Origin of the sequence: Brakhagea baltica (assembly GCF_052161605.1) — a bacterium.
Lineage (GTDB): Bacteria > Planctomycetota > Planctomycetia > Pirellulales > Pirellulaceae > JBKCUI01.
This window is the reverse complement of record NZ_CP197409.1, coordinates 4126796-4151285: the sequence shown is the minus strand read 5'-3', so window position 1 is coordinate 4151285 and position 24490 is coordinate 4126796. Positions and strand designations below refer to the sequence as shown.

The window sequence follows — 24490 nt, the reverse complement described above, 5'->3', positions numbered from 1 at the left end:
TTCAGCTCGCTACTCTAATCCATGACGTGGCTTATCGTCGCCAAAAAGGTCGGAATAAAGTTTGAGTAACTGAACCGATTGATGCTCCCAAGTCAGGCCGTTGTCGACTCGGTCACGACCGATCTGTCCCAATCTTTGTCGGAGCTCCGGATCATCCATCAACTTCACAGTGGCACGCGCGTAGTCAGCGATATCGTTGTTGTCGGCATAGACTGCTGAATCCCCAGCGGTTAACTCATTCTCTCGCGTTCGAAAACAAACCGTAGGTTTACGCAAAGCCATGTATTCCATGGTCTTTATGGTTGTGCAGCTATCGTTGTACGGATTGCTGGGATCGGGGGTAAAACAGATATCAAACGAGGCGATATATGCAGGGACTGAGGGGAACGGAATCATTCCCGAGAAGTGGATGATATCAAATACGCCAAGCTTCTTAGCAAGTCTCTTTAGATCGGTCATAGCAGGTCCATTTCCTACGATGACGGCACGAAAGTCATCTCGAGCATGAGAGTTCTTTAGCTCGTAAAGTGTTCGAATAAAATAGTCGACCCCATCCTGAATCCCAATGACTCCAACATACCCCAGAACGAGTCTTCCATCAGCTCGCAATTCTGGCACCGGTGTAACCGGATTCAAAAAGAACGCATTGGGACCATTTCGCACAACGTAACAATGTGCTGGGTTCGCGCCGCAACGATCGATTTGAACAGACCTCTGTGTCTCGTTTGTAGCAATCAGTCGATCGGCCTTCGAGCATGCTAATCGTTCAAAGTACCTAAGCAAGCGATACACGAAATTGGGGCTCTCCTTGGCACTTCTGGCAAGATAAAGCTCTGGCGATAAATCGTGTAGGTCAAAGACAAACTTCTTCCCGAAGAACTGATAAAAGATGGCAATGACTGATGTAAGATCTGGCGGCGTATGAACATGGATCACGTCAAAACCGCGACGAAGCAACACATACCATGAATAAACGAACATCATGACCAGGCTGTATCCATACTCCAAGGCAAATCCCAAGATACCATCCAACTCGAGGGGCTTGGGATAGCGGTAGGCGTGAAAGCCACCAATCTTCTCCGACCACTTTCTGGATTCGCCTGTCGGACAGATGACCGTCACGGAGTACCCAGCGTTCACAAGCGATTCCGCTTCCAATAGCACACGATTGTCGTCGGGAACACTCTCGTTCTCGAGTAGCATTAAGATTCGCTTTGGCTTCAAGATTCCACCTCTGCGGATTCAACAGAAGCCTGATGGTTGATCAACTCCCACATCATTGCAGCGGTGCGTTCCACGTTCTCGCAAGAAAAATGTGTTAGAGCCAATTCGCGATTCCGCGTTCCCATCTCAGCACGAAGCGTTTGCGAGTGATAAACCTCCAGGAGTGCATTAGCAAGGCCTATCACATCCTTTTCGTCGACCAAGATTCGTTCTACGATTGCTGGAATCTCGACATGTTTTGTACTCACGACAGGCTTGCCACACGCCATGGCCTCAACAATTACGGTAGGGAATCCCTCAGAATCTCCAAACTCATCAACATGACTGGGTAAACAAAACACGTCGCATGCGTGATAAACCGCACGCAAAGCAGTTCCCGACAAACCGCCGAAAAAAGCAATCCGATCTTCAATCCCAAGCTCCTTAGCGATGCCTCGAACATCGACAACATCCGGGCTTTGACGCCCCTGTCCAACGACCCAAACCTCGAAATCTGGATGATTCAAGTACTTGAGTGCTTCGAGAAGTATTCGATGCCCTTTCTTTTGAGCAAAATAGCCAACGATCAGTACGACAAACTTGTTGGCTGGCTGGTATTGCTCAAGATCGATCGACAACCGGACGACTTCGACACGTTCTGGCAAAACACCAAACCTTTGTTTCAGTTGTTCACGATTATATTCGGTCACTGTTGTGATTCGGTCGCAGTTGTTTAGGGCATGGACAAATAAAGTAGGATTGGGATTGTCATAGATTTCATAAGCATGAATGGTGCAATACAGTGGTTTATTGAGGATCCGTTTGCAGAAGTATCCGATGAATAACTTGCGATCTCCAAACGTGGCATATACAAGGTCGATCTCCTGCATACGTCTAGCAAATGCGACCCCCAAGGCGAAATCGGCCAACGCACGATACCGAAATGCCTCCCGAGCTAAACCGAGGTATAATTTTGGTTTGACTAGAAGCATTACAATCTGGGCAACCACGACCGACAGCAGCGTCCACGGATATATATTCCATGATTCTCTGGGGCCATAAAGTCCCGGAGCGTTCTTGGTCGGGAAGACGCTTATCTTAGCGCCTCGTTGTTCCAAAAACGAAAGCTCTCGATGCACGAAGTGCTCAAAGCCGTGTTTTAATGAGGCAATAACACCTAGGTGCATTGCATTGCTTTTATCCACCAATGCCACAACTCCCCCATCTACAAAATGAATTCATATCTTCCGGCTTTCGTTGAACTCAGCGAATATGAATGACGTTCGTAGGGTATGATTCGATCGATTGCGTCTTTGTTCGTACAAACGAAAGAATCGTTCGCCATGTCGAGACACTGCGTACAAGAACAGACAACACTGCTAATCGTATACTGCGTTTCTTAACTGCAATCGCAAGAAAAAGAATTGCCATGATCGCAACCACAAGCCATCCATATCCCAAATACATCGCAACAGGAAATACGATCAATAGCAATCCACAAGTTATGGAAAAAGTAACGATATACGGAATTGCGTCAAAGCAGAACTGGATACCACTTCCGTATAAAGCGCTGTACCGAATCACTGCGCCATAGTCAAACATCTTGGTACGGCTACGGCGAATGACCTCATAAAGTGTGTCTCGTTTCTCCGTGTACTTGACTGCCATTCGCCCCGATAGTCTTGCCAATTTGAATCCATTGTTGCGAATACGCATGCATAGCTCATGGTCCTCAGCGGTAGGTAGGTGAGGATTCACCGGACCGGCGAGCTCCATTGCCTGTCGCCGATACATAGCAATTCCTCCCAGCAATTTGCAATCCTGTTGAGACTTTCTTAAATCCTGACCAAAGACATTCTTGGCCCCTCCATGGTTCACTCCCTCCCTATCGATATACTCCTCGTCCAAGACCCCCGCTACGCCGCCGTACTCCGGATTCTCATCCATAAAACGAACGGATTTGGCAACCCACTCAGCGTTAAGCTCAGCATCTCCATCCAGGAACAAGATATATTCCCCATGCGAATGCAGATAACCCGTATAACGCCCCGCAGCAACGCACAATCTCCAGTCAGGCCGCAACTGGATGATGCGAATGGGATAGTCTTTAGCAATCTCGATACTTCGGTCGGTGGAAGCCGAGTCAACAAAAATAACCTCGGTGTCGGGCAAATGATCCCGAACCGAAACCGCTGAACGAGAAGAGCCGCCGATGAACTGCTCTTCGTTGCGCCCGATAATTACAATCGTCAACTTTGGAGTGGATAATTCGGAAGACATTTTAAGGCATTATCGATTCTACAGGGATCTACTTGGGTGTGTCTGGACGGAGTGGCGAGCGAGACATCACAAATTCTGAACGAAGCAACTCAATAACAGCGTAAACAACGAGTGAGACAACAATCGCGAGATATGGAATCGCCGAGAACGCCACTAGGCATGCTACGGATGCCAATACAGCCGGTGCTAGACGTAGCAGGATACGACCCAAATCCAATCGGTCCACTTTGTAGGTGAATTGCAGGCAATGCTGCACCATGTTTACTGTTGCGGAGACGAGAACGCTGCAAGCAGCTCCGACTAGGTCAAAACGACTTATCAATACGAATCCAACAATGAGATTCGTGAGCACATTGATGACAACAATCTGAAACACGGTTTTATCGCGTCCCATTGCCCACAGACCGTGGCCTAGAATCGGATTCATCGGATCAAGCAACAGCGTAAATGCAAGAATCTGAAGGGCTAACTGTCCATCTCGGAAACTAGCATTTCCGTACACTAAGCCAAGGATGTCCCCGGCTAGCCAAACTAAAGCAATCGTCGCCGGAAAAGAAAATCGTAGTATCAGCTCAATAATGCTTCGGCTTAAATTACCCACTGCGGCGTGTCCAGAACGCGCAGCCACGACCAACTGCGGAAAAGAACTATGCCCAAGACTTCTATAGAACATTTGAATTGGTTGCAACAACTGAAAGGAAGCCCCCAATAAACCAACGGCCTCTTCGCCACCGAACTTGCTCAACAACAATCCGAACAAAGAAGCACCGATCGCCTGCACTCCATCCGATCCCAGGAAGATCATCGACTTGCGGAGTAGCATCCATGAGTATCGCAGTTTCCAGCGCGTTCGCTCGGCGGGTGTCGTTCTCAGAAACAACTGGTGCATGAACACAAAGGTAATCACACGTGAGGCAACGACAACCGCAGCAACTGCCAAGACTGAATAACCGGCGTACAAAACTGAGAAACTCGCTAATACCAAAAAGATATTACCAGGCAGGTTTCCCAAAGGAATCAAATGCATTTGTTGACGCCCTTTGATTACCGCTTCGGTGATCATAGTGAGCGCATAGGCGGGTACTGCCAGCGCCAACAGCACGATTATCAAGACAGTATTGCGTTCATATTGCATTAAAAGCGCTAGTCCAATCATGAAAACCACGCTGACAACGGCTGGGAGCAAAGCCGCTAGGTATCCATGATGCAGTAGTCGTTTGGCCGATTTTGGGCGTTTAGCGACCTCGCGCGTCATCGCGATCGGCAAACCTGCTACGGCAAAGACGTGAAAGGTGTATAGCAGGAGTAACCCCAGCGACAATTGGCCAAACTCCAATACCCCCGCCTGTCGCGCTAGCAAAGCATAAACCAGAAAGATCCCGGCCTTGTTCAATACATCGCCACCCAAAACCGAGAAGGCATTTAGTCCGATCCGTCGAAGTGTGCTGCGTTGATCACTCACGAGAATACCTCACGAGCTCTTGCAATTGGAACCCTAGGCCGAGGAGTTGTAAATGCAAGCGACCCGATCGAGGTGACTAAAGCGATGAACTCAAAACCCTCAGAAATGAAGGCAACTTCCGTGAAACTACTCACGAGAGCCAGTAGAATTATGGCTGAGATTAACCGTGCGTGCGCATACTCGGGAAATCCTCCCCAATATAGGCTCGCAAAGAATCCTGTCGCAACGATACCCATGCCCAGACACATTCCAATCAACCCTACGTTTATTAACGCTTCGATGTAGGCTGAATGGGAGTGCGCTAGTGCCCAGCCCATGCGTCGCTCATAAACTTCGTACCGCTGCGGAGTCCAAAATGCCCCGTATCCATAACCGAGTAGAGGGCGTTGATAAACGTGCGAAAGTGTTTCCTTCCAAATAGGCCATCGTCCCGTAAGTTGTGTTGGATCTGCACTTTCGTTATCGCGCCCCATAGTAGCGACTGCACCCACGTCAATCCCACGACCCGAGATACCTGCAAACAATACTGCCCCTACAGTTAGCCAACCTCCTAGTATTCCTGTCGCAACAACCCATCTCACAGACAAATGAGGCCATACCAATAACAGTCCTGCAATAAGTGTTGCAGCCGCGCCTGTCCGGGCCTTTGTCATGATTAAAAAACCAAAAGCAATTGCTCCGATGAATAGAAAAAGTCGCTTGCGCTCATGAAGAAAAAGTGTCAAGCTGGCCAGAAATAGAAGCCCACAATTGAACGCTTGCTTACCAGGATGAAAAATTCCGCTAAAACGATATTCACCACCGTTTAGGATCGCTCGATAGTGTGCTTCTGCTAGCACGCTACCTACCAAAAAGATGCTGGTAATGACAAAAATGGCGTTGCACAGCTTGCGAAAATCCCACGCTTTTCCCATTCCAAACCCAGCTAGAACAATACAGGCCCAAAGCATCGCCCGCTTCAGAGTTGTCGTGGGCTCGTCTGACCAAAGGGTCGAGGCAAACAGATACAAGAGCATCACACTACACGGTAAAGCGAGCCACCAACTGATCCGCCTGTTTGCTACCGGAGTCAGTAGAAGAAAGCACCCCATCCCCCCAAGCGTCAAGAACGAAATCTGTCGAACGATATTGCTCGTCATGACTTCGCCATAGACTTCAGCTCCACCACTAGCTGCGTACTGCAAGTCGCCCGTTGTGGCAAAGACAATCGCAACAACCAAACCAATCGGTCCCCAAAAAAGCAAGTAACTCCACCAATGAGCCATTGCATCGAGGCCGTACGGATGAGATCGTTGCGCTAGCGAAGGGCGAGCGTAACTTGACATAGATTACCACGCACCTTGCCCAAGAAACTTACGTATGAAGCGTGGAACAGCGCTCTGGGTCTTGTTGAGAACGATCCCAATGAATTGGGCCTCGCTGTCCGACAGTCGCTTAAGCAATCGTTCGGTGCTGACTCTATCAGTTTTGCCTGCTTCGATCACAATAAAAACAATGTCCAAGCTCTGTGCCAATGCGACCGCTTGATCAGGTTCGCTGGCAGCGGGCAAGTCCACGATCAAGATATCACATTCCTGCTGGTATACCCTGAGAGCCTGAACCATGTCCGTCGTGTCGTTAGTCCATATCTCCTCGGAAGCGTACTGAGTCGACGCGACCAAATCGATAGGCAACCGATTCAATCGCTGCAAACACTCATCATGAGAAGCACTACCATTCACCAATTCGAGAAGCCCAGGTGCTCCTCTCAATCCAAACATTCTTGAGATGCCACGGCGACGCAAATCGGCATCGACCAGAACGGTCTTCAAACGACAATCCACCCCACTCGTAACGGCGAGATTAGCAGCAAAGATGCTTGCTCCCACATCGAGGTCAACCCCTATGATCCCAACGCTCCTACCGAGATCTGATCTCGTGTTTCGCCTGGATAGCAGTATCTCGCTAACGATATCCTTGTACGCTTGCCGCCCGCTTTCTTGTCCTAGATTCCGAGTCGCTTCTTTCCGGCTCACCTTGGGAATACTTGCAACCACCGGGTGAGCCAACCGCATCTCTACGTCGGACGTTGTTCGAAATGTCGACGAAAGAGCCTGCCCGACAAAACACAAAGATGTCCCAGCGACCAACCCGAGCATGAGAAAGCCAGCCAAGAGCAGCTTCTTATTAGGACTCATCGCTCGTTCTACTAAACTCGCCTGTTGAAACACGTGAAGATTCGAAATCTTCTGCTCCTGCAGACCTTCAATGACTCTAGCCTCTTCAAGCTTTTCTCGCATGACACGTAGCTTTGCCTCCATCGTGCGAATCTCTCGGTCGATGGATGTAAGGGCACGCTCGTCCTCTAGTAGCTTGTCAACTTGCTCCTGCATTTTTTCTTTCTGCATCATCTTCGCTTCGATCACAGAGTTCAAACCTGCGATCTTGGTTTGCTGACGTTGCAACTCTTGATAAAGGGCAGTCTTTACCGGATTAGGAGTTTTGTTCTCATCAACTCGCTCGCTCTTAAGATTCCCGAGTATCTCCCTAGCCCCCGCCAATTGTTCCCGAATCTGAATAAGCTTTGGGTGGCCTGCCGTCAGTTGCGCAGACAAGTTTTGTTCTTGAAGCTCTAAATCATAGACCTTCTGCCTCATCCCACTCCACGTAGAATCCACGCCAGCCGCTTTCGTTGCAACGACTTCATCGTCTGTACCGGTTACCTTTGTGCCGAGATCATCGATTTCCGATTTGGCTTGTTCGAGATCTCCATTCGCAACGATCAGATCCCGATCGATCGCCGAAAGACGCTGCTGCAACGATTCTCGCCCCGCTTCGATAGAAACGAGCTTCCGTTCCTGCATGAACTGCGCACGTTTATCCACCAACTCGTTAAGCCGCGTTTCTGCTTCGAGGGTTTTCTCTTCAAAGAAGGCAAACGAGCCCTCGATCCTAGACGCTTTCAGGTGCTCCTCCATAAAAGTCTCTGTCACGGTCCTCGCGATCGCTTGGGCCATTTCAGGTGTCTTCGATGTCGCATGGATAACGATCACCGCAGTTTTCTTTGGCGATTGGATGGTTAAGGACGACTGCAAACGCATGACAGCGAGTTCATGCGAGCTGATATCATCCTTAAAACCTGTCGTCGACAATACGGTCCACAACAAATCAGAACCCGTTCTGGCGACCTTAGAAAACAGACCTTGGCTGGATTGACCCTCACTCCCGCCATCGCTCGCTAATACCCCGGCGAGGATAGCATCGGTTCCTAGCTTTTCCACCACAGTGTCAGCAACCCGCCGACTGCCTAGAATCTCCAACGCCGAAACGACATCTTCTTCCTGCGTCTTCTGTAGCGTAAGGGTTGCGCTCGTCGTTGCGGATGGATCGAGAGAAACACTCTCGCGACCAATCCGGACGATAATCTTAGCTTGCGACTCATAGGTGCGAGGCCAAATCAAAATCGCAAGCCAGCCCAGCAACGCGCCCGCCAAAAAACAAACCAACAGCGTTCGCTTATAAAGGAATGGAATTTCTACAAGGGAAGCTATATAGCCAGTACGATTTCGGTCCAAGCTGGATACATTTTGCCCCGACCTCGAATTTGGCACGAATGGGGTTCGAGCACCAGACAACAATATGTGGTCGGTGGAGCCCTGGTTTGGATCAGACCAAAGCACGTTCTCGCTCCTGGCTTGATTCAAACTCTGAGATAGCATTCGCAACTCGAGCAACTTGCTCGCGCGTCATCTCCGGATACATCGGTAAAGAAACGATCTCCTCGGCGACTTGGCTACAAACGGGCAACCCAAAGGGAATCGTTGGCGAATTGCGAAAGGGCTGCGCCGTAAACAACGGATTCGGATAGTGGATACCGCATGCAATATTCTTCTCCGCCAAGGAGGAAATTAAAGAATCCCTATTCTTAGTCCTAATCACAAACAAATGATAAACATGTCTCATGTTGGCATGCGCTTGAGGCACCGTCACCTCGAGACCATCTAACTCCTCGCGATACCATCCCGCTATGGCCCTACGCTGTTCGGTCCATTTTTCAATGTGTTGCATCTTTGCCAACAATACGCATGCCTGAACAGTGTCGAGCCTGCTGTTAAAGGCCAACATATCGTGACGATTCTTCACTCGCTGACCATAGTTTCGCAGCAATCGCAGCTTCTCTGCCAAATCGGGACACTTAGTGGTCGTCGCTCCACCATCGCCGAAAGCTCCAAGATTCTTGCCTGGGTAAAAGCTGAAACAAGCAATATCTCCGAACGATCCGCATCTCTGTCCATCGATTTCAGCACCATGCCCCTGTGCAGAATCCTCTATAACTTTTAATTGATACTGCTTAGCCAACTCGCAGATCTCACTCATGCGGGCCGGTTGTCCGTATAGGTGTACGGGGATGATCGCCTTGGTTCGCTTCGTGATCGCTTGTTCGATCAGTCCAACATCGATGTTGAAATCCGTTGCATCAATATCCACAAAAACTGCATCTGCCCCGGCGTGCGCAATGGCAAAAGCTGTGGCGGCGAACGAATTTCCCGCTGTGATGACTTCGTCTCCAGGGCCGATATCCAAGGCTCGGATTGCCATGTGAAGAGCATCAGTACCATTGGCCATTCCGATGCAATGGTCGACTCCACAATACGCTGCAAAAGCTTCCTCAAACTCCTGGACTTCGCGACCGAGAATGTATCGAGCTCCTTCTATAACATCACCAATACGCCGCAAAACCTCTTCTTTGAGCATTTGCGATTGCGTCTGGAGGTCGACGAGCGGAATGGGTGACGAATCGGACTGGAAATTCATGGAGCTTTTTTAATGAAGTGATAGAACTCGAACCTTTAGAATACTCGGGAAAACCCGTATTGCTATTCGCAGACTCAGACTTTCGGTTCCTTCCAAACAGCCCAGGCGACTTATTCGCCACTATTGATATTTTCATCAACAAACGAAATTGTCGAAGGGGCTATCAGTGAATTTTATGCAAGAATCTGGCGATCAACGCCTCGCTCGCCGCATGATTCACATTCCGACACCTGAAAATGCCCTCGTAGCTTGTTTCCACAGGTGCACACATAACCACGATGTGTGGCGGGCGAGCCAAACACCAAACTGAATGGTTCCACATCTTTGGTGACCACGCTTCCTGCTCCCACCATCGAATAGCTCCCCACCGTAACTCCCGGACAAATTGTCGCCGCCGCCCCCAGGGAGGCCCCCTTTTCAACGGTAGTGACGACCAGCCAGTTCGCACGGTTGGCATACCGAGCCTTGACTTGTGGCATCCGGGGAGAACGGGGTAACCGATCGTTGGTAAAAACGACTCCAGGCCCAACGAACACGTCGTCTTCAATCGTAACTCCATCCCAAATCAAGACACCGTTTTTGATCGTTACCCTGTCTCCAACGACAGCCCCAGATTCGATGAAAGCATGATCCCCAATGTTGCACTGCGTGCCAACCTTAGCCCCCTTCATGACATGGGCAAACGCCCAAACATTCGTTTGGTCACCTAGGGAATCCGGGTCGTCAACCAATGCCTTTGGATGAATCATTCACGCAGTCTCCACAACAATCTGAGAATGTTGTTAGCCTCTAACCCTCTGGTCTTCAATGGATGATAACGATTGGCCATCCCCAACCTCAACGGGCTGACCTCCGCACCGAAGCGATCGATCTGCTGCTTCCAGGACCTCGACCACATTCCATCCGTTGACTCCATCCGTTAGCGGCCTATCTCCGTCCACAATACAGCGAATGAATTCTGCACATTCAGCCTTGAGTGGTTCCTGCTCCTTTATATAGGGGCTATAGCTACCACCATATCGATAGGACAGCTGGAAGTCGGCAAAATCGCCCGTCGAAGCCGCTGGCTTATCGATTCCCTTATCGAAGACCTTGATCTTTTCTTGCTCCAGATCGTCGTAGACCGCCATGCGTTTGTCGCCAACCACGGTTAGGACTCTCTCCTTGCGAGGGTCTAACCAACTCACATGGATCATTCCCATTCGATTGCCTTCAAAAAGCATCGTCAAGTTACAGACATCATGAATGCCTGGGCTCAAACGGTCAAATCCCAAGCAACTCACAGCGTAAGGCTTCTGTCCCAGCAGATGCAGCATCATCGAGATATCGTGTGGGGCCAAGTCATATAACGCGCTCACGTCTTTGCGAACGGGACCCAGGTTAAGCCTGCGGCTACTGATGTAATTGATGGAACCCAATTCATCGGATTCGATGAGATTTTTCAGCTTTTTAACCGGGGATGAATGCAAAAAGACATGTCCAACGAACAAAACTCGGTTGCGTTCACCAGCCGTCTCAACCAACTTGCGGCACTCTGCAGATGTCTTAGCGAGCGGTTTCTCGACAAACACATGCATGTCGTGCTCAAGAGCCTTCATGGCCAATTCGTAGTGAGTTGCGGTTGGAGTCGCGATGACTACGGCATCGACCAAGTCTCGATCAAGCAAAGCATCAAAGTTCTCGATGGGGTATACACCCGGAAATCGATCCTTGATCCGTAATAACTGATCATAGCTCTGGTCGCAAACTGCCGTGACCCGACAATGCTCTAAATCGGAAAAGCAGCGAACCAAATTGGGGCCCCAATATCCAAGCCCGATAATGCCAACACGTATCATAGATGTCCTACTCAAGGAAAAAAATTCTGCAGCCTACCTGTCATCGACGAGAGCCGCTACTCATTGCGATCGAACAACACAACCCAAAATGTCTTGGCAAGAATTCTCAGATCCTGCCGCAAGCTCATCGTTTCGATGTATTGCAAATCGAGGTCAATCATTTGCTCGAACGACAGCGAATTCTTGCCACTCACCTGCCACAACCCCGTCATCCCTGGAAGGACTTCAAACCGTCGCGTCTGCTTTTCTTCATAGTCGGCGAGTTGCAACAAATCTGGACGCGGCCCAACCAAACTCATGCTTCCTTGCAAGACGTTAAACACTTGAGGGAGCTCGTCGAGAGAAAGCTTGCGGAGTAAACCTCCACCGGGAATTAGCTCACTTTTAAAATCCGGCTTGACTAGCGGAGCGGCCGTCGCTGCTCGACTCGCCACGTACTCACGATGAACTGAGTCTCGACTAACTTTGGAGACCTTCATGGTCCGAAACTTATAGATTCTAAAGTCCTCTCCACCGTGCCCAACTCTAGACTGTACGAAAAGAACGGGGCCTGGTGATACCAAGCGTATATAGGCGGCTACCAAGACGAGAATTGGTAACAAGACCGGTGAGATCAAACCAACGACCGCAAAGTCCAAAGTTCGTTTCCACCAAGGTTGCGGAAGCTTTGCGATTGGTGGCGGATTATGAACTTTTTTGAGGGATGGTTCAGCAGCAACTTGGGACATTCAAATAACGGCGATACGAAATCGCCCTAAAAACAGGTGGGGGCAGGGCGAAAAGCAGATCCTAGGGAACCAGCAACTGAAAAGAAGAAGCCGCTCCCAAGTCTCCGCACAAATGACTAACCGGACGAGCTACGTATCAGGGCCGAACAGTAACTACAGTAATCTAAGCGCTACGCCTTTCAATCGTCAAGTCCCCGATTTTCCGCCTAATCGCTAAACAAATCGGCGTAATTCACGTTCGCTTCCATCGACGGTTCCTGAATTCCTGCGTCTTGTCTGCCAGATAAGTCTCAGAATTCACCAAAATCCCAGTCAGCTTAGCAAGCTTATCGTTGAGCCTGCCAAAGACAGCCAGTAAGCTAAACTCACGGGTTCTCTGCGATCCCCCCAGTGAACTCCGCCTTTTGCAACCGGAACTGGAAACCAGTTGGAAACACTTCACGCTTACTCACATCGGATTTAATAAGTTTTCTAATGTCGACAGCCCCATTAATTTCCAACCAGAACCTTTCCGACGATGACGTTCGCTTTATCGATCGCCTACGAGAATCGTTCCGACGATTCTCCAGCGAACTCGGACAAGTCATCGTCGGTCAAAAAGATACCGTTGAGCAACTCGCAATATGCCTCTTCGCCCGACGTCACGCTTTGCTAATGGGGGTTCCTGGCCTGGCCAAGACCTTGCTGGTGAGCAAAGTCGCCGAAACGATGTCGCTGGCGTTCAATCGAATCCAGTTCACGCCCGATCTCATGCCAATGGACATCACCGGCACCGACATTCTGCAAGAGACTGCCGATGGACGCCGTGAATTCCAATTCATTCGCGGTCCTATCTTCGCCAACATCATTTTGGCCGACGAGATCAATCGCGCCCCCCCAAAGACGCAGGCAGCTCTGCTTGAGGCCATGCAGGAACAAAGGGTTACTGTCCTCGGCAAGACATTCGAGCTCTCCTCGCCGTTTATGGTCTTGGCCACCCAGAACCCGGTCGAACAAGAAGGAACGTACCCGCTCCCCGAAGCCCAACTGGACCGTTTCATGTTCCTTATCGAATTGGACTATCCCAACGAGGCCGAAGAAATCCAGATCGCTAAAACGACTACTGGCGATGACGCCGTCACGCTTTCCTCCGTCATGACGGGTACCGAGATCATGGACTTTCAAAGGCTGGTCCGCCGAGTTCCCGTACCCGACCACATCTACACCTACGCTGCCAAACTGGTTCGCAAAACCCGCCCCCTAGGCGAAACCGCACCGACCTGGATGAAGCCTTATGTGAGCTGGGGAGCTGGCCCACGAGCAGTACAGAATCTCATCCTTGGTGCCAAGAGCCGCGCCGCTTTGCAGGGTAGCTACATGGTGCGATTGGAAGACATCCAAGCGGTCGCGAAACCAGTCCTGGTTCACCGAATCATCACGACCTTCGCCGCACAAGCCGAAGGAGTCAGCGGCAAGCAGATCGTGCAACGACTCGTAGATGAGATGGAGTAACAACTCTTAAGCATGTTGCCCGTCACCAGGTCCTTTTTAGACCCTCAGATATTGGCGCGACTCAGCGCCATCCCCCTGCATGCACGATTTGCTATGCAAGGCAACATCTCCGGTCGCCACGCGTCACCCCATCGTGGCTCGAGCGTTGAGTTTGCTGAGTACCGCAAGTACGTACCCGGCGATGATTTGCGACGGCTCGACTGGCGCGCTTTCGGTCGGACCGATCGCTACTATGTCAAGGAGTTCGAGGCGGACACCAATTTACGGTGCTGCGTAGTCGTCGACACGAGCGGGTCGATGGCGTTTGGGAGCAAGGGCCAAACCACAAAGATTCAGTACGCTAGATCGCTGGCTGGAACCACCGCCTATCTAGCTAGCCAACAAGGTGACGCGGTCGGCGTATCGTTGGTTGCCGATTCGGTCGCACAGAACATCCCCCCCCGTCGATCGCCAGCTCACCTCAAGGTGGTTTTGGACACTTTGGAACAAGCAAAGCCTCACGGAGAAACAGCCCTCCCCGAGATATTACACGAGATCGCCGAAGTCACCCGACAGCGTGCATTGGTTGTCATCATTTCCGATTTCTTTGCCGATCCGACGGAGTGGAGGTCGTGTTTCGAACATCTTCGTTTCCGAAAGCATGACGTCGCTGCATTCCATCTACTCGATCCGCAAGAAATCGGCTTCGAGTTCCAAAGACCAGTTCGGTTTCTGGATATGGAGGGTGGCAACGCGATGCTAGTCGATCCAACTGAGATCTCAGATCGTTACCACTTAGCGTTGCGTGAATTTCTCGAGGCGATGAAACAAGTCACGATGGAGACGGGTGTCGATTACCATCGTGTCATTACGAACGAGCCGTACGAGCAACCACTGACTCGCTTTCTCCTCGGACGAACTCGCACACGAGGCGTTCGATGACTTTTTTGCAACCATGGATGCTGCTCGCCTTACCATTGATCGCCATTCCGATCATTATCCACTTGGTGCACCTAAGACGCCACCAAACCCTACCATGGGCCGCCATGCGGTTTCTTTTGGCCGCGACAAAGATGGCCAGCGGTTTGTCCAAACTAAAACAGTACCTGATTTTAGCGTTGCGAACCCTCGTCATTGCGACCCTAGTCCTGCTCGCTTCGCGCCCGCTAGCTAGTGGCATCAGCGGCTGGTTCGGTGCAGATGAGTCGCAAGTATCGATCGTTGTGGTAGATCGATCGCCAAGTATGCAGCTAAAGGTTGGGCCCTCGGACGAAACCAAGCAGCAAACCGGTCTTCTGCGAATTCAAGAATGGCTAACAAACTCAGGTGCCAAAAACATCGTTTGCTTGACCTCAGGCTTTGACCGTGCGATCACAGACATAACGCCAGACGGATTGACTAGCGATCCGCGTTTGGAAGCATCAGCTCTCTCCACTAATATCCCCGCTCTCATTGAGCAAGCTCGCGAGTACATTGAACGCAACAGTATAGCCAAGGCGACCGTGTGGATCGCGTCCGACTTGAGCGAATACGATTGGCGAACAAACGATTCCACTTGGGCGGCGATAAGAGATGGTTTTTCTAAATCGATCGCAGACGTTCAATTCCAAATTCTCGATCTTGCCTCACAGACATTTAATCGTTCGATCCGAATCACGGATGTCGAATTGCTCGATGGCAATGCGGAGAGGGAATTGCAACTCTCTTTCCAAGTCCAATCTCAACCGGCAGATGCTGCATCGGCCCAAGAAACCATATCGGTAGAACTAGAGATCGCCGGCAACCGCACCGCCATTCCCCTGTCCCTCGAACGAGGCTACGGCGAAATCAATCGATTCACCATCAAAATAGACAAAGCATTTCTAGTCAACGATTCGAACGGTCAAATCGACGGAGAAGGCTCGCAACCCGTACTCGGCTGGGGAGCTGTTCGAATTCCTGCTGATACTAACGAAGCCGACAATGTTGCCTACTTCACCTTTGAGACCCAGCCCGTCAGGCGAACGCTGTTCGTTACCGACAATGCGGCTCCGATCGAAGCCTTAACGATTGCGACCTCCATTCCACCAACCCCCTCCGCAACCACAGCCTCCGATCTGACAACTTTGAATCAACTGGATACGGTGAACTGGGATCAGTACGCCTTGGTGGTCTGGCATGAGCAACTACCGGCTGGTGAAACTTTCGAGACACTCAACAGGTTCGTCGGCTCCGGAGGACAAGTTCTTTTCGTACCCCCCGAAATCCCTGGGGACGGCACAGCATTTGGTTTGCAGTGGTCAACCTGGCAAAGTTTGGAGGGCGCTCGAGTTGAGCAGTGGCGAAACGATTCCGTTTTGCTGGGCAACACAATGAGCGGCACGTCCCTTCCACTAAGCTCACTCATCTTATCGCGAGTATGTCGCATAACGGGCAACATGACTGAACTTGCAACAATCGAGGGTAACTTGCCGCTTCTCGTCCGTTCGGATGCTATTGCCGAAGATGCTAAGGGAGACGTGTACGCTTTATCAACCACGACAGCCCCCAGCGACTCAACCTTCGCCCAGGATGGAGTCGCCATGTATGCGATGGTTCAACGCTTGATCGATGCAGGCATGAAGCGTGTGGGTAACGCAAAAACTTTTTCAGCATCGATGGAACAGTCCTCTTTACTCCAAGACAGCCAGCCTCTAGAGATCGCGCAAGTATCGCTATCGAGTCAACAATGGCAGCAAGCGGGAGTGTTTCGCTTAGATCGATTGCTCATCGCTCAAAATCGAATGCCCCAAGAGGACGAGCTCAAGACCGTTAGCGACGAAGTACTTCGAAATACGTTTGGCGAGCTGCGGTGGAATAAGATCAACGCGATAGAGTCCACCAGCTCATTAGTGAGGGAAGTATGGCGATGGTTTGCGATTCTAGCTTTGATAGCACTGATCGCCGAGGGAATACTGGGGGCCCCTACTCGCAAGCTCCGCTCCCTTTGATGGAACCCGGCTTGACGGAATCCAGCCCTCCATTCCCGTGCTTTCATGGAACGAGCTTTCTAGGTATGCTGGAAAGCCTGCACGCACAACGCCCCTTCCTTTCCCACCGATACGCCACTAGGAGACATTGAAATGCGGCACCTAGCTCTACCCGCCATTCTTCCTCTACCCGCCATTCTTCCTCTACCCGCCATTCTTCCTCTACCAGCCATTCTTCCTCTACCAGCCATTCTTCCTCTACCCGCCACCTTGCTCAGCTTGGCACTTGTTTTTTCTCCCGCAGCGGTGCATGCATCGGATGTCGATGAAATGCGACAGCGAGCCAAATCCATGCAAAAAGAGGCAATGGAGCTGACGAAGTCTGGCAACAAAGAAGAAGCAGAACGGCTCCTTTCTGAATCAGAGGGGCTTTTGGCTAAGGCTGAAAAAGTCGCGAGAGAGAATAAGCTGCACGAGGGACATGGCCCGAAGACAGATCGCGAGATGCGTGTCCGGATTCTCAAAGAGCAACTAAGTGACCTCTTGAGCAGACAAAAGAAGCTCAAGCAAATGGGAGGCTCCGAAGCAGAGCAACAGGAGATTCGAGCTTTGATAAGCGCCAAGGAGAGCGAGTTGGCCAGGCTCCACGATCATCATGGCGATAAACCTGCAATCCCACCTGCGCTACAACCTCAGGCCGAGAAGCTTGAGGCGATCGCTCGACGCATTCAGCATCTACGCGCCGCAGCGGAGCACCTCAAGCTCGCCGAAGCTCACGAACTCGCACATCAGCTGATGGAAAAGGCAGAGGGAATGGAGCGAGAGCTTCGAGAAGGAAAGCAAAGACTCGCCGAGCAGATGCATGCCCATCATCGAGGCGAGGGAGACTCAGAATTGGTTCATGAATTGCGGTCAGAATTAGAGCGGCTAAAAGTAGAGATGAAGGAGCTTCGCAAGCGAATCGAAAAATAGCCAACAAAAGCTAATGCGGAGTGAAAGAGTCGCAGGGAATCTCCGAAACGGCAACATTTACAACGCTGATTACGCCATTAACGTGATTGTCGGTTACTAGTCGAGTCGCTACACTTTTGCAAAACCTGATTAACTTCGTTTCCCGTAGCTGTTTAGGGAGTTTCCTTAGCAGCGGAGTCCAGTATGAGCGCATCAGTCGGACCCAAAGTCGAAAACTCCCCAGCCCGAGTCATCGTGGGGGATAAAGAGGTTTCCTTGCCAGTTTTGGTGGGAACTGAAAACGATCGAGCGATCGATATTTCCAAACTTCTCAAGGAAACTGGGCATATCACACTCGACGAGGGGTACGCAAACACTGGTTCGACCTCCAGTTCCATCACCTACCTCGACGGCGACCGTGGTATCTTGCGGTATCGCGGCTATCCCATTGAGGATTTGGCTGAACATTGCAGCTTTCTTGAAACCAGTTACCTATTGATCTACGGGGAACTGCCGAACAAAGAGCAATTGAAAAAGTTTGAGGACTCGATCGAAAAGCACACCATGCTTCACGAGGACATGCGAACTTTTTATAACGGCTTTCCTCGCGATGCTCACCCGATGGCAATCCTATCGAGCGTTGTCGGGGCTCTCTCGACCTTTTACCAAGATTCCCTCGACCCTCGGGATCCTCAACAAGTCGAAGAGTCGCTGTTGAGGCTTATCGCAAAGCTTCCGACTATCGCGGCCTATTCTTACAAGAAAGCGTTCGGCCAGCCGTTTATCTATCCTGACAACAACCTAGATTATTGCAGCAACTTCCTACGGATGATGTTCGCGTTGCCTAGCGAGCAGTACGTTTCGGACCCCGACTTCGTCAAGGCCTTGAACTTGTTGTTCATCGTCCATGCTGATCACGAACAGAATTGTAGCACTTCAACTGTGCGATTGGTGGGATCGTCGAATGCCAACTTGTTTGCGTCCATCTCGGCGGGGATATGTGCCCTGTGGGGGCCTCTTCACGGCGGAGCGAACGAAGCTTGCGTGAACATGCTGAAGCAAATTGCCGACGACGGCGGAAACGTTAAAAAGTACGTCGAAATGGCAAAAGATAAGTCAAGCAATTTCCGTCTGATGGGCTTCGGACACCGCGTCTACAAGAACTATGACCCGAGAGCCAAGATTATCAAAGCGGCTTGCGATGTCCTATTGCACAAGCTGAATTTGAACGACCCGCTCTTCGATGTCGCTCAGGAGCTGGAAGCAGTCGCTTTGCAAGATCCGTACTTCGTCGAGCGAAAACTTTACCCCAACGTCGATTTCTACTCGGGGGTAATTTATCGTGCCATGGGCTTCCCGGTGCAGATGTTCACAGTTCTCTTTGCAATCGGCCGATTGCCAGGCTGGATTGCCCATTGGGTAGAAATGCACCAATCGTCAACGACCAGAATCGGGCGCCCTCGCCAGGTGTACACTGGTCCTACGATTCGCCAAGTCACCCCGATTGATCAACGGTAGGGGCAACCAGCGGCAGGGGTGATCACCCGCAGGGGGGATCAGCGGTAGAGTTTAATAGGCAAACCTAGCCCACCCGCGATCTGAAGCATGCGAATCCTTCTCACGTTTGGAACGCGACCAGAGGCAATCAAGCTAGCACCTTTGATCAAGGTGCTTAGGGAGCAACCGGCTTTTGACGTCAAGGTGTGTGCAACGGGGCAGCATCGAGAGATGCTTGATCAAGTACTCGACATCTTCGACATCCACCCCGACTTTAATCTGAGGACCATGACGTCCGGTCGCAGCCTCACAGGACTAACCTGCGATCTGCTGACACAGATCGAATCCGTATTACTGGAGTTCCGGCCAAATTGGATTCTCGTGCACGGTGACACTTCTACCGCCATGACGGCGTCTCTGGCAGGCTTTTATCATAAAGTAAAAGTCGGGCATGTTGAGGCTGGTTTGAGAACGCATCGACTCGATTCCCCTTGGCCTGAAGAAGGCAACCGGCAAATCATTAGCCGACTCGCCGATCTGCATTTTTCTCCTACGCAGACAGCCAAGGCGAATTTATTGCGAGAGAACATACCCGAGGGGCAGATTGTCGTGACGGGAAACACGGTGATTGACGCTCTGTTTCTGATTAGGGATCGACTAGCAGGCGACCAAGGCTTGCAATCACGATTAGAAAAGCAGTTTTCTTTCCTAGACGCTTCGAAGAAGCTCGTACTCGTGACCAGCCATCGCCGCGAAAACTTCGGCATAGGCCTAGAGAACATTTGTCGAGCTTTGTCAGAGCTGTCTCAAAACCAACAGATTCAAATCATCTACCCGGTGCATCTCAATCCGAACGTATCGGATCCTGTTCATCGCTTGCTTTCCGGTCACACAAACGTGTTCCTGGTTCCTCCAATCGATTATCTATCGTTTGTGTATCTGATGCAGCGGAGTTACTTTCTTTTGACCGATTCAGGAGGTGTCCAAGAAGAGGCCCCCTCGCTAGGAAAACCGGTACTCGTAATGAGAGATACGACCGAGCGACCAGAAGCAGTCGCAGCAAACACGGTGAAGCTGGTTGGCACAGATTCGACGCGGATCGTCAATGCAGCCAGAGAGTTGATCGAAGACCTGGTCGCATACGGAACGATGGCCCATTCACATAACCCCTACGGCGATGGGCAGGCATGCCAACGAATTAGCAAAGAACTGCACCGGAGAAGCGTTGCAGGTACGGGCTAAGACCACAGTCTAGTGTTCTGTTAAAACCCTTTGCTCGCGGCGTTTTTCTTTTCGGATTCTTCCTCTTTTTGCTTCTCTTTAAATCTGATGAGATTCTCAGACGCAATTTGCTTTCGGTTCTCGGGCAACGCGTCCCAAGCCATCTGATAGTAGAGCTCTACTGCGGTCCAGTGGCCGCGTCGAGTTGCATCGTTAGCCAGTCCCAAGTAGTAGCGAGCGTCTTCGATCGACGACCGTTTAGTAGCTGGCTTACTATTCATCGCCATCATATAAGCGTAAGCTGCGGGGCGATCCGGTTTCGGCTGATCGAGAGAGGCGTCATAAACTTGGCCGCTGGAACGCGATTTGCCCCAGTCGACGGCCATTGGCTTTAGGTTCGCTTCCGAGCGAATGAGTTTATCGAGTTCTTGCAAGTCGATAATGGTAACCTTGGCCGAAGCACTAGTGGCGGAAAGGGAACTTCCATAAGCCCGCGCACCGCCCCGTTGAGTGGAACCTGATGCATACCGCACATTGCCACCCAACCCCATCTCTCCACCGTCCGGAACAGCAACGCTCGTTTGAATGGAAAAGGTCCCCTGAGTCGGGAGCTGGACAGTGAAACCCTGAGCGGTCGCCGATTGAAACGAGCCGAGGGTTGTCAGCAAACATGCCGCCAGCGTAAAAGCAGTCAGATACAAAGTCTTGTGGAGCCGGGTAAGTGTCAGTCTCATTGGTTGGACCTGCTCTTTGAGTTGAATAATGCTGAGGGGAAAGGTGGGGCGGGGAAGCTGGGGCAAAATATGTGAATCCGTTATATCAAATCTTGGGAAGTGCGTATCCAAACGCGATAGCCCCCAGCGTACCGGTAATAAACATGATTAGCATGGTCGACATGAGCCTTTTCTCCTTGAGTCTTGAGAAAATGTAGTAGAGGTTGTAGAAGGGGACGAAAAAGTACATCAGCCCATGCCTGGCAGACTCTTGGAATGCGACAATTAAGATGGCCAAGTTGGCGAAGTTTGCGGTGAGGAGCATGGCGAGCCCGAACGAAGCCGCCAAGACTGGCAGGTAGCCCGCTTCTTGGATGCGCCTCAAAATCTCCACCGATGAAACTTGCTCCGTTGTCACCGAGTGCTGCTTGATGGCAAGCCCTGTGATCATGACCCCCAACCCGACGAGAATGCTTACCATCATCCACCAGGGAGAACCGGCGGAGTTGAGCTGCTTCTCGGTAACACGTTCCCTTTCCATCATTTGAGCGGCTTCGTTCAGGTGTGGGTTACCGAACCCCTTGGATGATTCCAGCCGGTGCTCATCTAGTTTTTTTCCTTCGGCGAAATGGAATCCGCATTTGACACACAGGACGCTATTGGGGACGACCGGGGCGGAACATGCAGGACAGACGGGACCTTTGTTCTGCGTTAGCCCAACATCTGCGAAGAGACCATCCAAAGCTCCGCCGGTTGGCTGCGGAGCGGCTTTGGCGGCGACTGCCGCTTTCGGAGCCGTGGTTTGCGGCTTGGCGGGAACTGCACCCTTGGTGGTTGAAGCAGATTTTCCGGCCGCCGCACCAGCTTTGGCTGGAATTTTCAGGGTAGCCTTACATTTTGGGCACCGCCCCGACTTTCCCGCCATTTCGTCTGGAACGTTCGTGGCGTAGCCACAAGTGCAAGTAACGCGAATCGGCATAGTTGGCTGACTTTCCCCAAAGTTGAAATCGACGAATCACTTACGTATTTTGGGCACAGTTTCCTTGGGAAACAATGACCGAGTTCGTATTTGATGGGAAATCGTTCCCCAGGAATTAGATTTCCAAGCTCGCGTCTGGCACGGAAATTGCACCATTAACCGACCTTCCAGAGCGAAAGTGCCGTTTTGGCGTGTTTAGCTCTCGCAGGCAGAGACGACACCAGCCTGTCAGAACTTTCCAATCCTTGACACATTCCGATACACCTCTACGGAGTCACCATTCATGGCTGCGACCAAAGAAAAGTCAAAAGTAAAGCTAGTTCCTCTTGGGGATCGCATTGTTGTCCAGAGAGAAGAGTCACAAGAGCGAACCAGTGGCGGGATCTTCTTGCCAGACAGCGCCAAGGACAAGCCGACGCGGGGCAAGATTGTTGCGATCGGAGACGGGCGAGTGCTCGAAAATGGCAGCCGATCGACGCTACAAGTCAAGGTTGGCGATCTGGTTTTATTTACCAGCTATGCCGGCGAAAACATTGAGGTTGACGGCGAAGAGTATCTGCTCATGAATGAAGGCGAAGTTCTCGCAGTCATCGGCTAGGCCCCCAAATTCGCAGAACTGCGAATTTAACGGCAGCCCGAGAACGCTCCATTTCCTAAGACATTCCAATCAAATTTAAAATATCCAGTACGGAGAAAGACATCGATGGCAAAGATTATCGCTTTTGATCAAGAGGCACGTGAGGCAATTCGCCGTGGCGTCTCGAAATTGGCCCGCGCGGTCAAGGTGACCCTCGGCCCCCGAGGACGCAACGTCATTCTTCAGAAGAGCTTTGGCAGCCCAACCGTCACAAAGGACGGTGTGACTGTTGCTAAGGAAATCGACCTAGAGGACGTCTACGAAAACATGGGCGCTCGTATGGTCCGCGAAGTGGCCTCCAAGACCAGCGACGTCGCTGGTGACGGAACAACCACCGCAACCGTCATGGCCGAAGCCATCTTCAACGAAGGCCTCAAGGCCGTAGTCGCTGGCGTAAACCCGATCCAAATGAAGGCCGGTATTGAAAAGGCAGTAGCCGACATTACCGAGAAGCTTCACAAGATGTCCATTAAGATCAAGGACACCGATGAGATGGCAAACGTCGCATCCATCGCAGCTAACAACGATCGTTCGATCGGCCAATTGTTGGCTGAGGCGATGTCCAAGGTTGGCAAGGACGGGGTCGTCACTGTCGATGAAGGCAAGGGCCTAAAGGACGAACTCGAATTCGTAGAAGGCATGCAGTTCGATCGCGGCTACTTGTCGCCCTACTTCGTGAACGAACCAACCACCATGGAAGTCGTTCTAGAAGATCCATACATCTTGGTCTACGAAAAGAAGGTCTCCAGCATCAAGGATTTGGTTCCTGTGTTGGAGCAAGTGGTTCAGCAAGGCAAGCCATTGTTGATCATTGCTGAAGATGTTGATGGCGAAGCTCTCGCGACCCTGGTTATCAACCGTCTTCGCGGTACTCTCAATGTTGCAGCGGTCAAAGCTCCTGGCTACGGCGACCGACGCAAGGCGATGATGGAAGACATCGGCATCCTCACCAGCGCAACTCCTGTCTTCGAAGCCCTCGGCAAAAAGCTGGAAATGCTGACCTTGGCCGATCTCGGCCGTGCAAAGAAGGTCATCATCGACAAAGACAACACCACTATCATCGAGGGAGCAGGCAAGGCTAGCGACATCAAGGCTAGAATTGACCAGATCCGCCGCGAAATCGAAAACACCACCAGCGATTACGATCGTGAAAAACTGGAAGAGCGACTCGCCAAGCTTGCTGGCGGTGTCGCCAAGGTGAATGTTGGGGCAGCGACCGAAAGCGAGATGAAGGAAAAGAAGGCTCGCGTTGAAGATGCATTGCATGCCACTCGCGCTGCGATCGAAGAAGGAATTCTTCCTGGCGGTGGCGTTGCGTTGCTTCGAGCTTCGACCCAAGTTAAGCCAGGCGAGTCCCTCACCCAAGACGAGATCACCGGCTACAACATCGTTCTACGTGCTTGCCGCGCACCATTGACCATGATTGCAAGCAATGCTGGTCAAGACGGTGGCATCGTGTGTGCGAAGGTTGCGGAAGCCAAGGGCAACCAAGGCTACAATGCCCTCACTGACGTCTACGAGGACATGGTTAAGGCTGGCGTTATCGATCCGACCAAGGTGACGCGAACAGCGTTGGCCAACTCGGCATCGGTTGCCACTCTGCTGCTCACCAGCGACGCTTTGATCGCCGAAAAGCCAAAGGATGATCACGGCAAGAAGCCTGCTGCTGGCGGCGACTACGACATGTACTAAAAATCGCAATTCGGGCTAGCAACCGAGCTATCTGCTCCTGCGAATCCTGTGCGTAAAGACAAGACAAAGCCCTGGAG

Annotated in this window: 20 protein-coding genes; 8 read left to right on the top strand and 12 right to left on the bottom strand. The window is 51.3% G+C overall.

Going from position 1 to position 24490, the window contains the following annotated elements; genetic code table 11:
* Window positions 1-9: 9 nt before the first annotated feature.
* From SH449x_RS15910 to SH449x_RS15865, 10 genes are all read right to left on the bottom strand, one after another.
* A complete protein-coding gene (locus SH449x_RS15910) occupies window positions 10-1203 on the bottom strand; it encodes a glycosyltransferase family 4 protein (RefSeq protein ID WP_482377060.1) in 1194 nt (397 codons plus the stop codon).
* A 17-nt stretch (window positions 1204-1220) separates the two neighbouring features.
* On the bottom strand, window positions 1221-2408 hold the full coding sequence (locus SH449x_RS15905; RefSeq protein ID WP_482377059.1) for a glycosyltransferase family 4 protein: 1188 nt from the start codon (window positions 2406-2408) through the stop codon (window positions 1221-1223).
* Window positions 2409-2466: 58 nt separating this feature from the next.
* On the bottom strand, window positions 2467-3483 hold the full coding sequence (locus SH449x_RS15900; RefSeq protein ID WP_482377058.1) for a glycosyltransferase family 2 protein: 1017 nt from the start codon (window positions 3481-3483) through the stop codon (window positions 2467-2469).
* Window positions 3484-3511: 28 nt separating this feature from the next.
* Window positions 3512-4945 (bottom strand): oligosaccharide flippase family protein, encoded by a 1434-nt coding sequence (locus SH449x_RS15895; protein ID WP_482377057.1) that lies wholly within the window; start codon window positions 4943-4945, stop codon window positions 3512-3514.
* Window positions 4942-6270 carry an O-antigen ligase family protein gene (locus SH449x_RS15890; protein ID WP_482377056.1) on the bottom strand — a complete coding sequence of 443 codons (1329 nt, stop codon included), beginning with the start codon at window positions 6268-6270 and terminating at the stop codon, window positions 4942-4944. Before SH449x_RS15890 ends, SH449x_RS15895 begins: the two co-directional genes overlap by 4 nt.
* Before the next feature lie 3 nt (window positions 6271-6273).
* Window positions 6274-8643: a GumC family protein gene (locus SH449x_RS15885; protein WP_482377055.1), complete on the bottom strand. Its 2370-nt coding sequence runs from the start codon at window positions 8641-8643 to the stop codon at window positions 6274-6276.
* Entirely contained in the window at window positions 8591-9739 is a 1149-nt protein-coding gene (locus SH449x_RS15880; RefSeq protein WP_482377054.1) for a DegT/DnrJ/EryC1/StrS family aminotransferase, read from the bottom strand. Before SH449x_RS15880 ends, SH449x_RS15885 begins: the two co-directional genes overlap by 53 nt.
* Before the next feature lie 173 nt (window positions 9740-9912).
* On the bottom strand, window positions 9913-10488 hold the full coding sequence (locus SH449x_RS15875; RefSeq protein WP_482377053.1) for an acyltransferase: 576 nt from the start codon (window positions 10486-10488) through the stop codon (window positions 9913-9915).
* Window positions 10489-10521: 33 nt separating this feature from the next.
* Window positions 10522-11577 (bottom strand): Gfo/Idh/MocA family protein, encoded by a 1056-nt coding sequence (locus tag SH449x_RS15870; protein WP_482377052.1) that lies wholly within the window; start codon window positions 11575-11577, stop codon window positions 10522-10524.
* 56 nt (window positions 11578-11633) lie between these two features.
* Window positions 11634-12305, bottom strand: coding sequence for a sugar transferase (locus SH449x_RS15865; protein WP_482377051.1), 672 nt, complete (start codon window positions 12303-12305; stop codon window positions 11634-11636).
* Between the two features lie 474 nt (window positions 12306-12779).
* Here SH449x_RS15865 and SH449x_RS15860 point away from each other — a divergent pair, with 474 nt between their 5' ends.
* From SH449x_RS15860 to wecB, 6 genes are all read left to right on the top strand, one after another.
* Window positions 12780-13796 carry an AAA family ATPase gene (locus SH449x_RS15860; protein WP_482377050.1) on the top strand — a complete coding sequence of 339 codons (1017 nt, stop codon included), beginning with the start codon at window positions 12780-12782 and terminating at the stop codon, window positions 13794-13796.
* A gap of 93 nt (window positions 13797-13889) precedes the next feature.
* Window positions 13890-14717: a DUF58 domain-containing protein gene (locus SH449x_RS15855; RefSeq protein WP_482377049.1), complete on the top strand. Its 828-nt coding sequence runs from the start codon at window positions 13890-13892 to the stop codon at window positions 14715-14717.
* On the top strand, window positions 14714-16744 hold the full coding sequence (locus tag SH449x_RS15850; protein ID WP_482377048.1) for a BatA domain-containing protein: 2031 nt from the start codon (window positions 14714-14716) through the stop codon (window positions 16742-16744). Before SH449x_RS15855 ends, SH449x_RS15850 begins: the two co-directional genes overlap by 4 nt.
* Window positions 16745-16876: 132 nt before the next feature.
* Window positions 16877-17695 (top strand): hypothetical protein, encoded by an 819-nt coding sequence (locus SH449x_RS15845; protein ID WP_482377047.1) that lies wholly within the window; start codon window positions 16877-16879, stop codon window positions 17693-17695.
* 183 nt (window positions 17696-17878) lie between these two features.
* Window positions 17879-19192, top strand: coding sequence for a citrate synthase (locus tag SH449x_RS15840; RefSeq protein WP_482377046.1), 1314 nt, complete (start codon window positions 17879-17881; stop codon window positions 19190-19192).
* Window positions 19193-19279: 87 nt separating this feature from the next.
* On the top strand, window positions 19280-20413 hold the full coding sequence (wecB, locus tag SH449x_RS15835; RefSeq protein ID WP_482377045.1) for a non-hydrolyzing UDP-N-acetylglucosamine 2-epimerase: 1134 nt from the start codon (window positions 19280-19282) through the stop codon (window positions 20411-20413).
* 20 nt (window positions 20414-20433) lie between these two features.
* Here wecB and SH449x_RS15830 read toward each other — a convergent pair whose 3' ends face one another.
* Window positions 20434-21126, bottom strand: coding sequence for a hypothetical protein (locus tag SH449x_RS15830; protein WP_482377044.1), 693 nt, complete (start codon window positions 21124-21126; stop codon window positions 20434-20436).
* Between the two features lie 85 nt (window positions 21127-21211).
* A complete protein-coding gene (locus tag SH449x_RS15825; RefSeq protein ID WP_482377043.1) occupies window positions 21212-22084 on the bottom strand; it encodes a hypothetical protein in 873 nt (290 codons plus the stop codon).
* A gap of 283 nt (window positions 22085-22367) precedes the next feature.
* On the opposite strand from SH449x_RS15825, the gene groES reads away from it, so the two are divergent.
* Together groES and groL are read left to right on the top strand one after the other, a co-directional pair.
* Window positions 22368-22682, top strand: a complete 315-nt coding sequence (gene groES, locus SH449x_RS15820; RefSeq protein WP_482377042.1) for a co-chaperone GroES — start codon at window positions 22368-22370, stop codon at window positions 22680-22682.
* A 105-nt stretch (window positions 22683-22787) separates the two neighbouring features.
* Window positions 22788-24413, top strand: a complete 1626-nt coding sequence (gene groL / locus SH449x_RS15815; protein ID WP_482377041.1) for a chaperonin GroEL — start codon at window positions 22788-22790, stop codon at window positions 24411-24413.
* The last annotated feature ends 77 nt before the right edge of the window (window positions 24414-24490 follow it).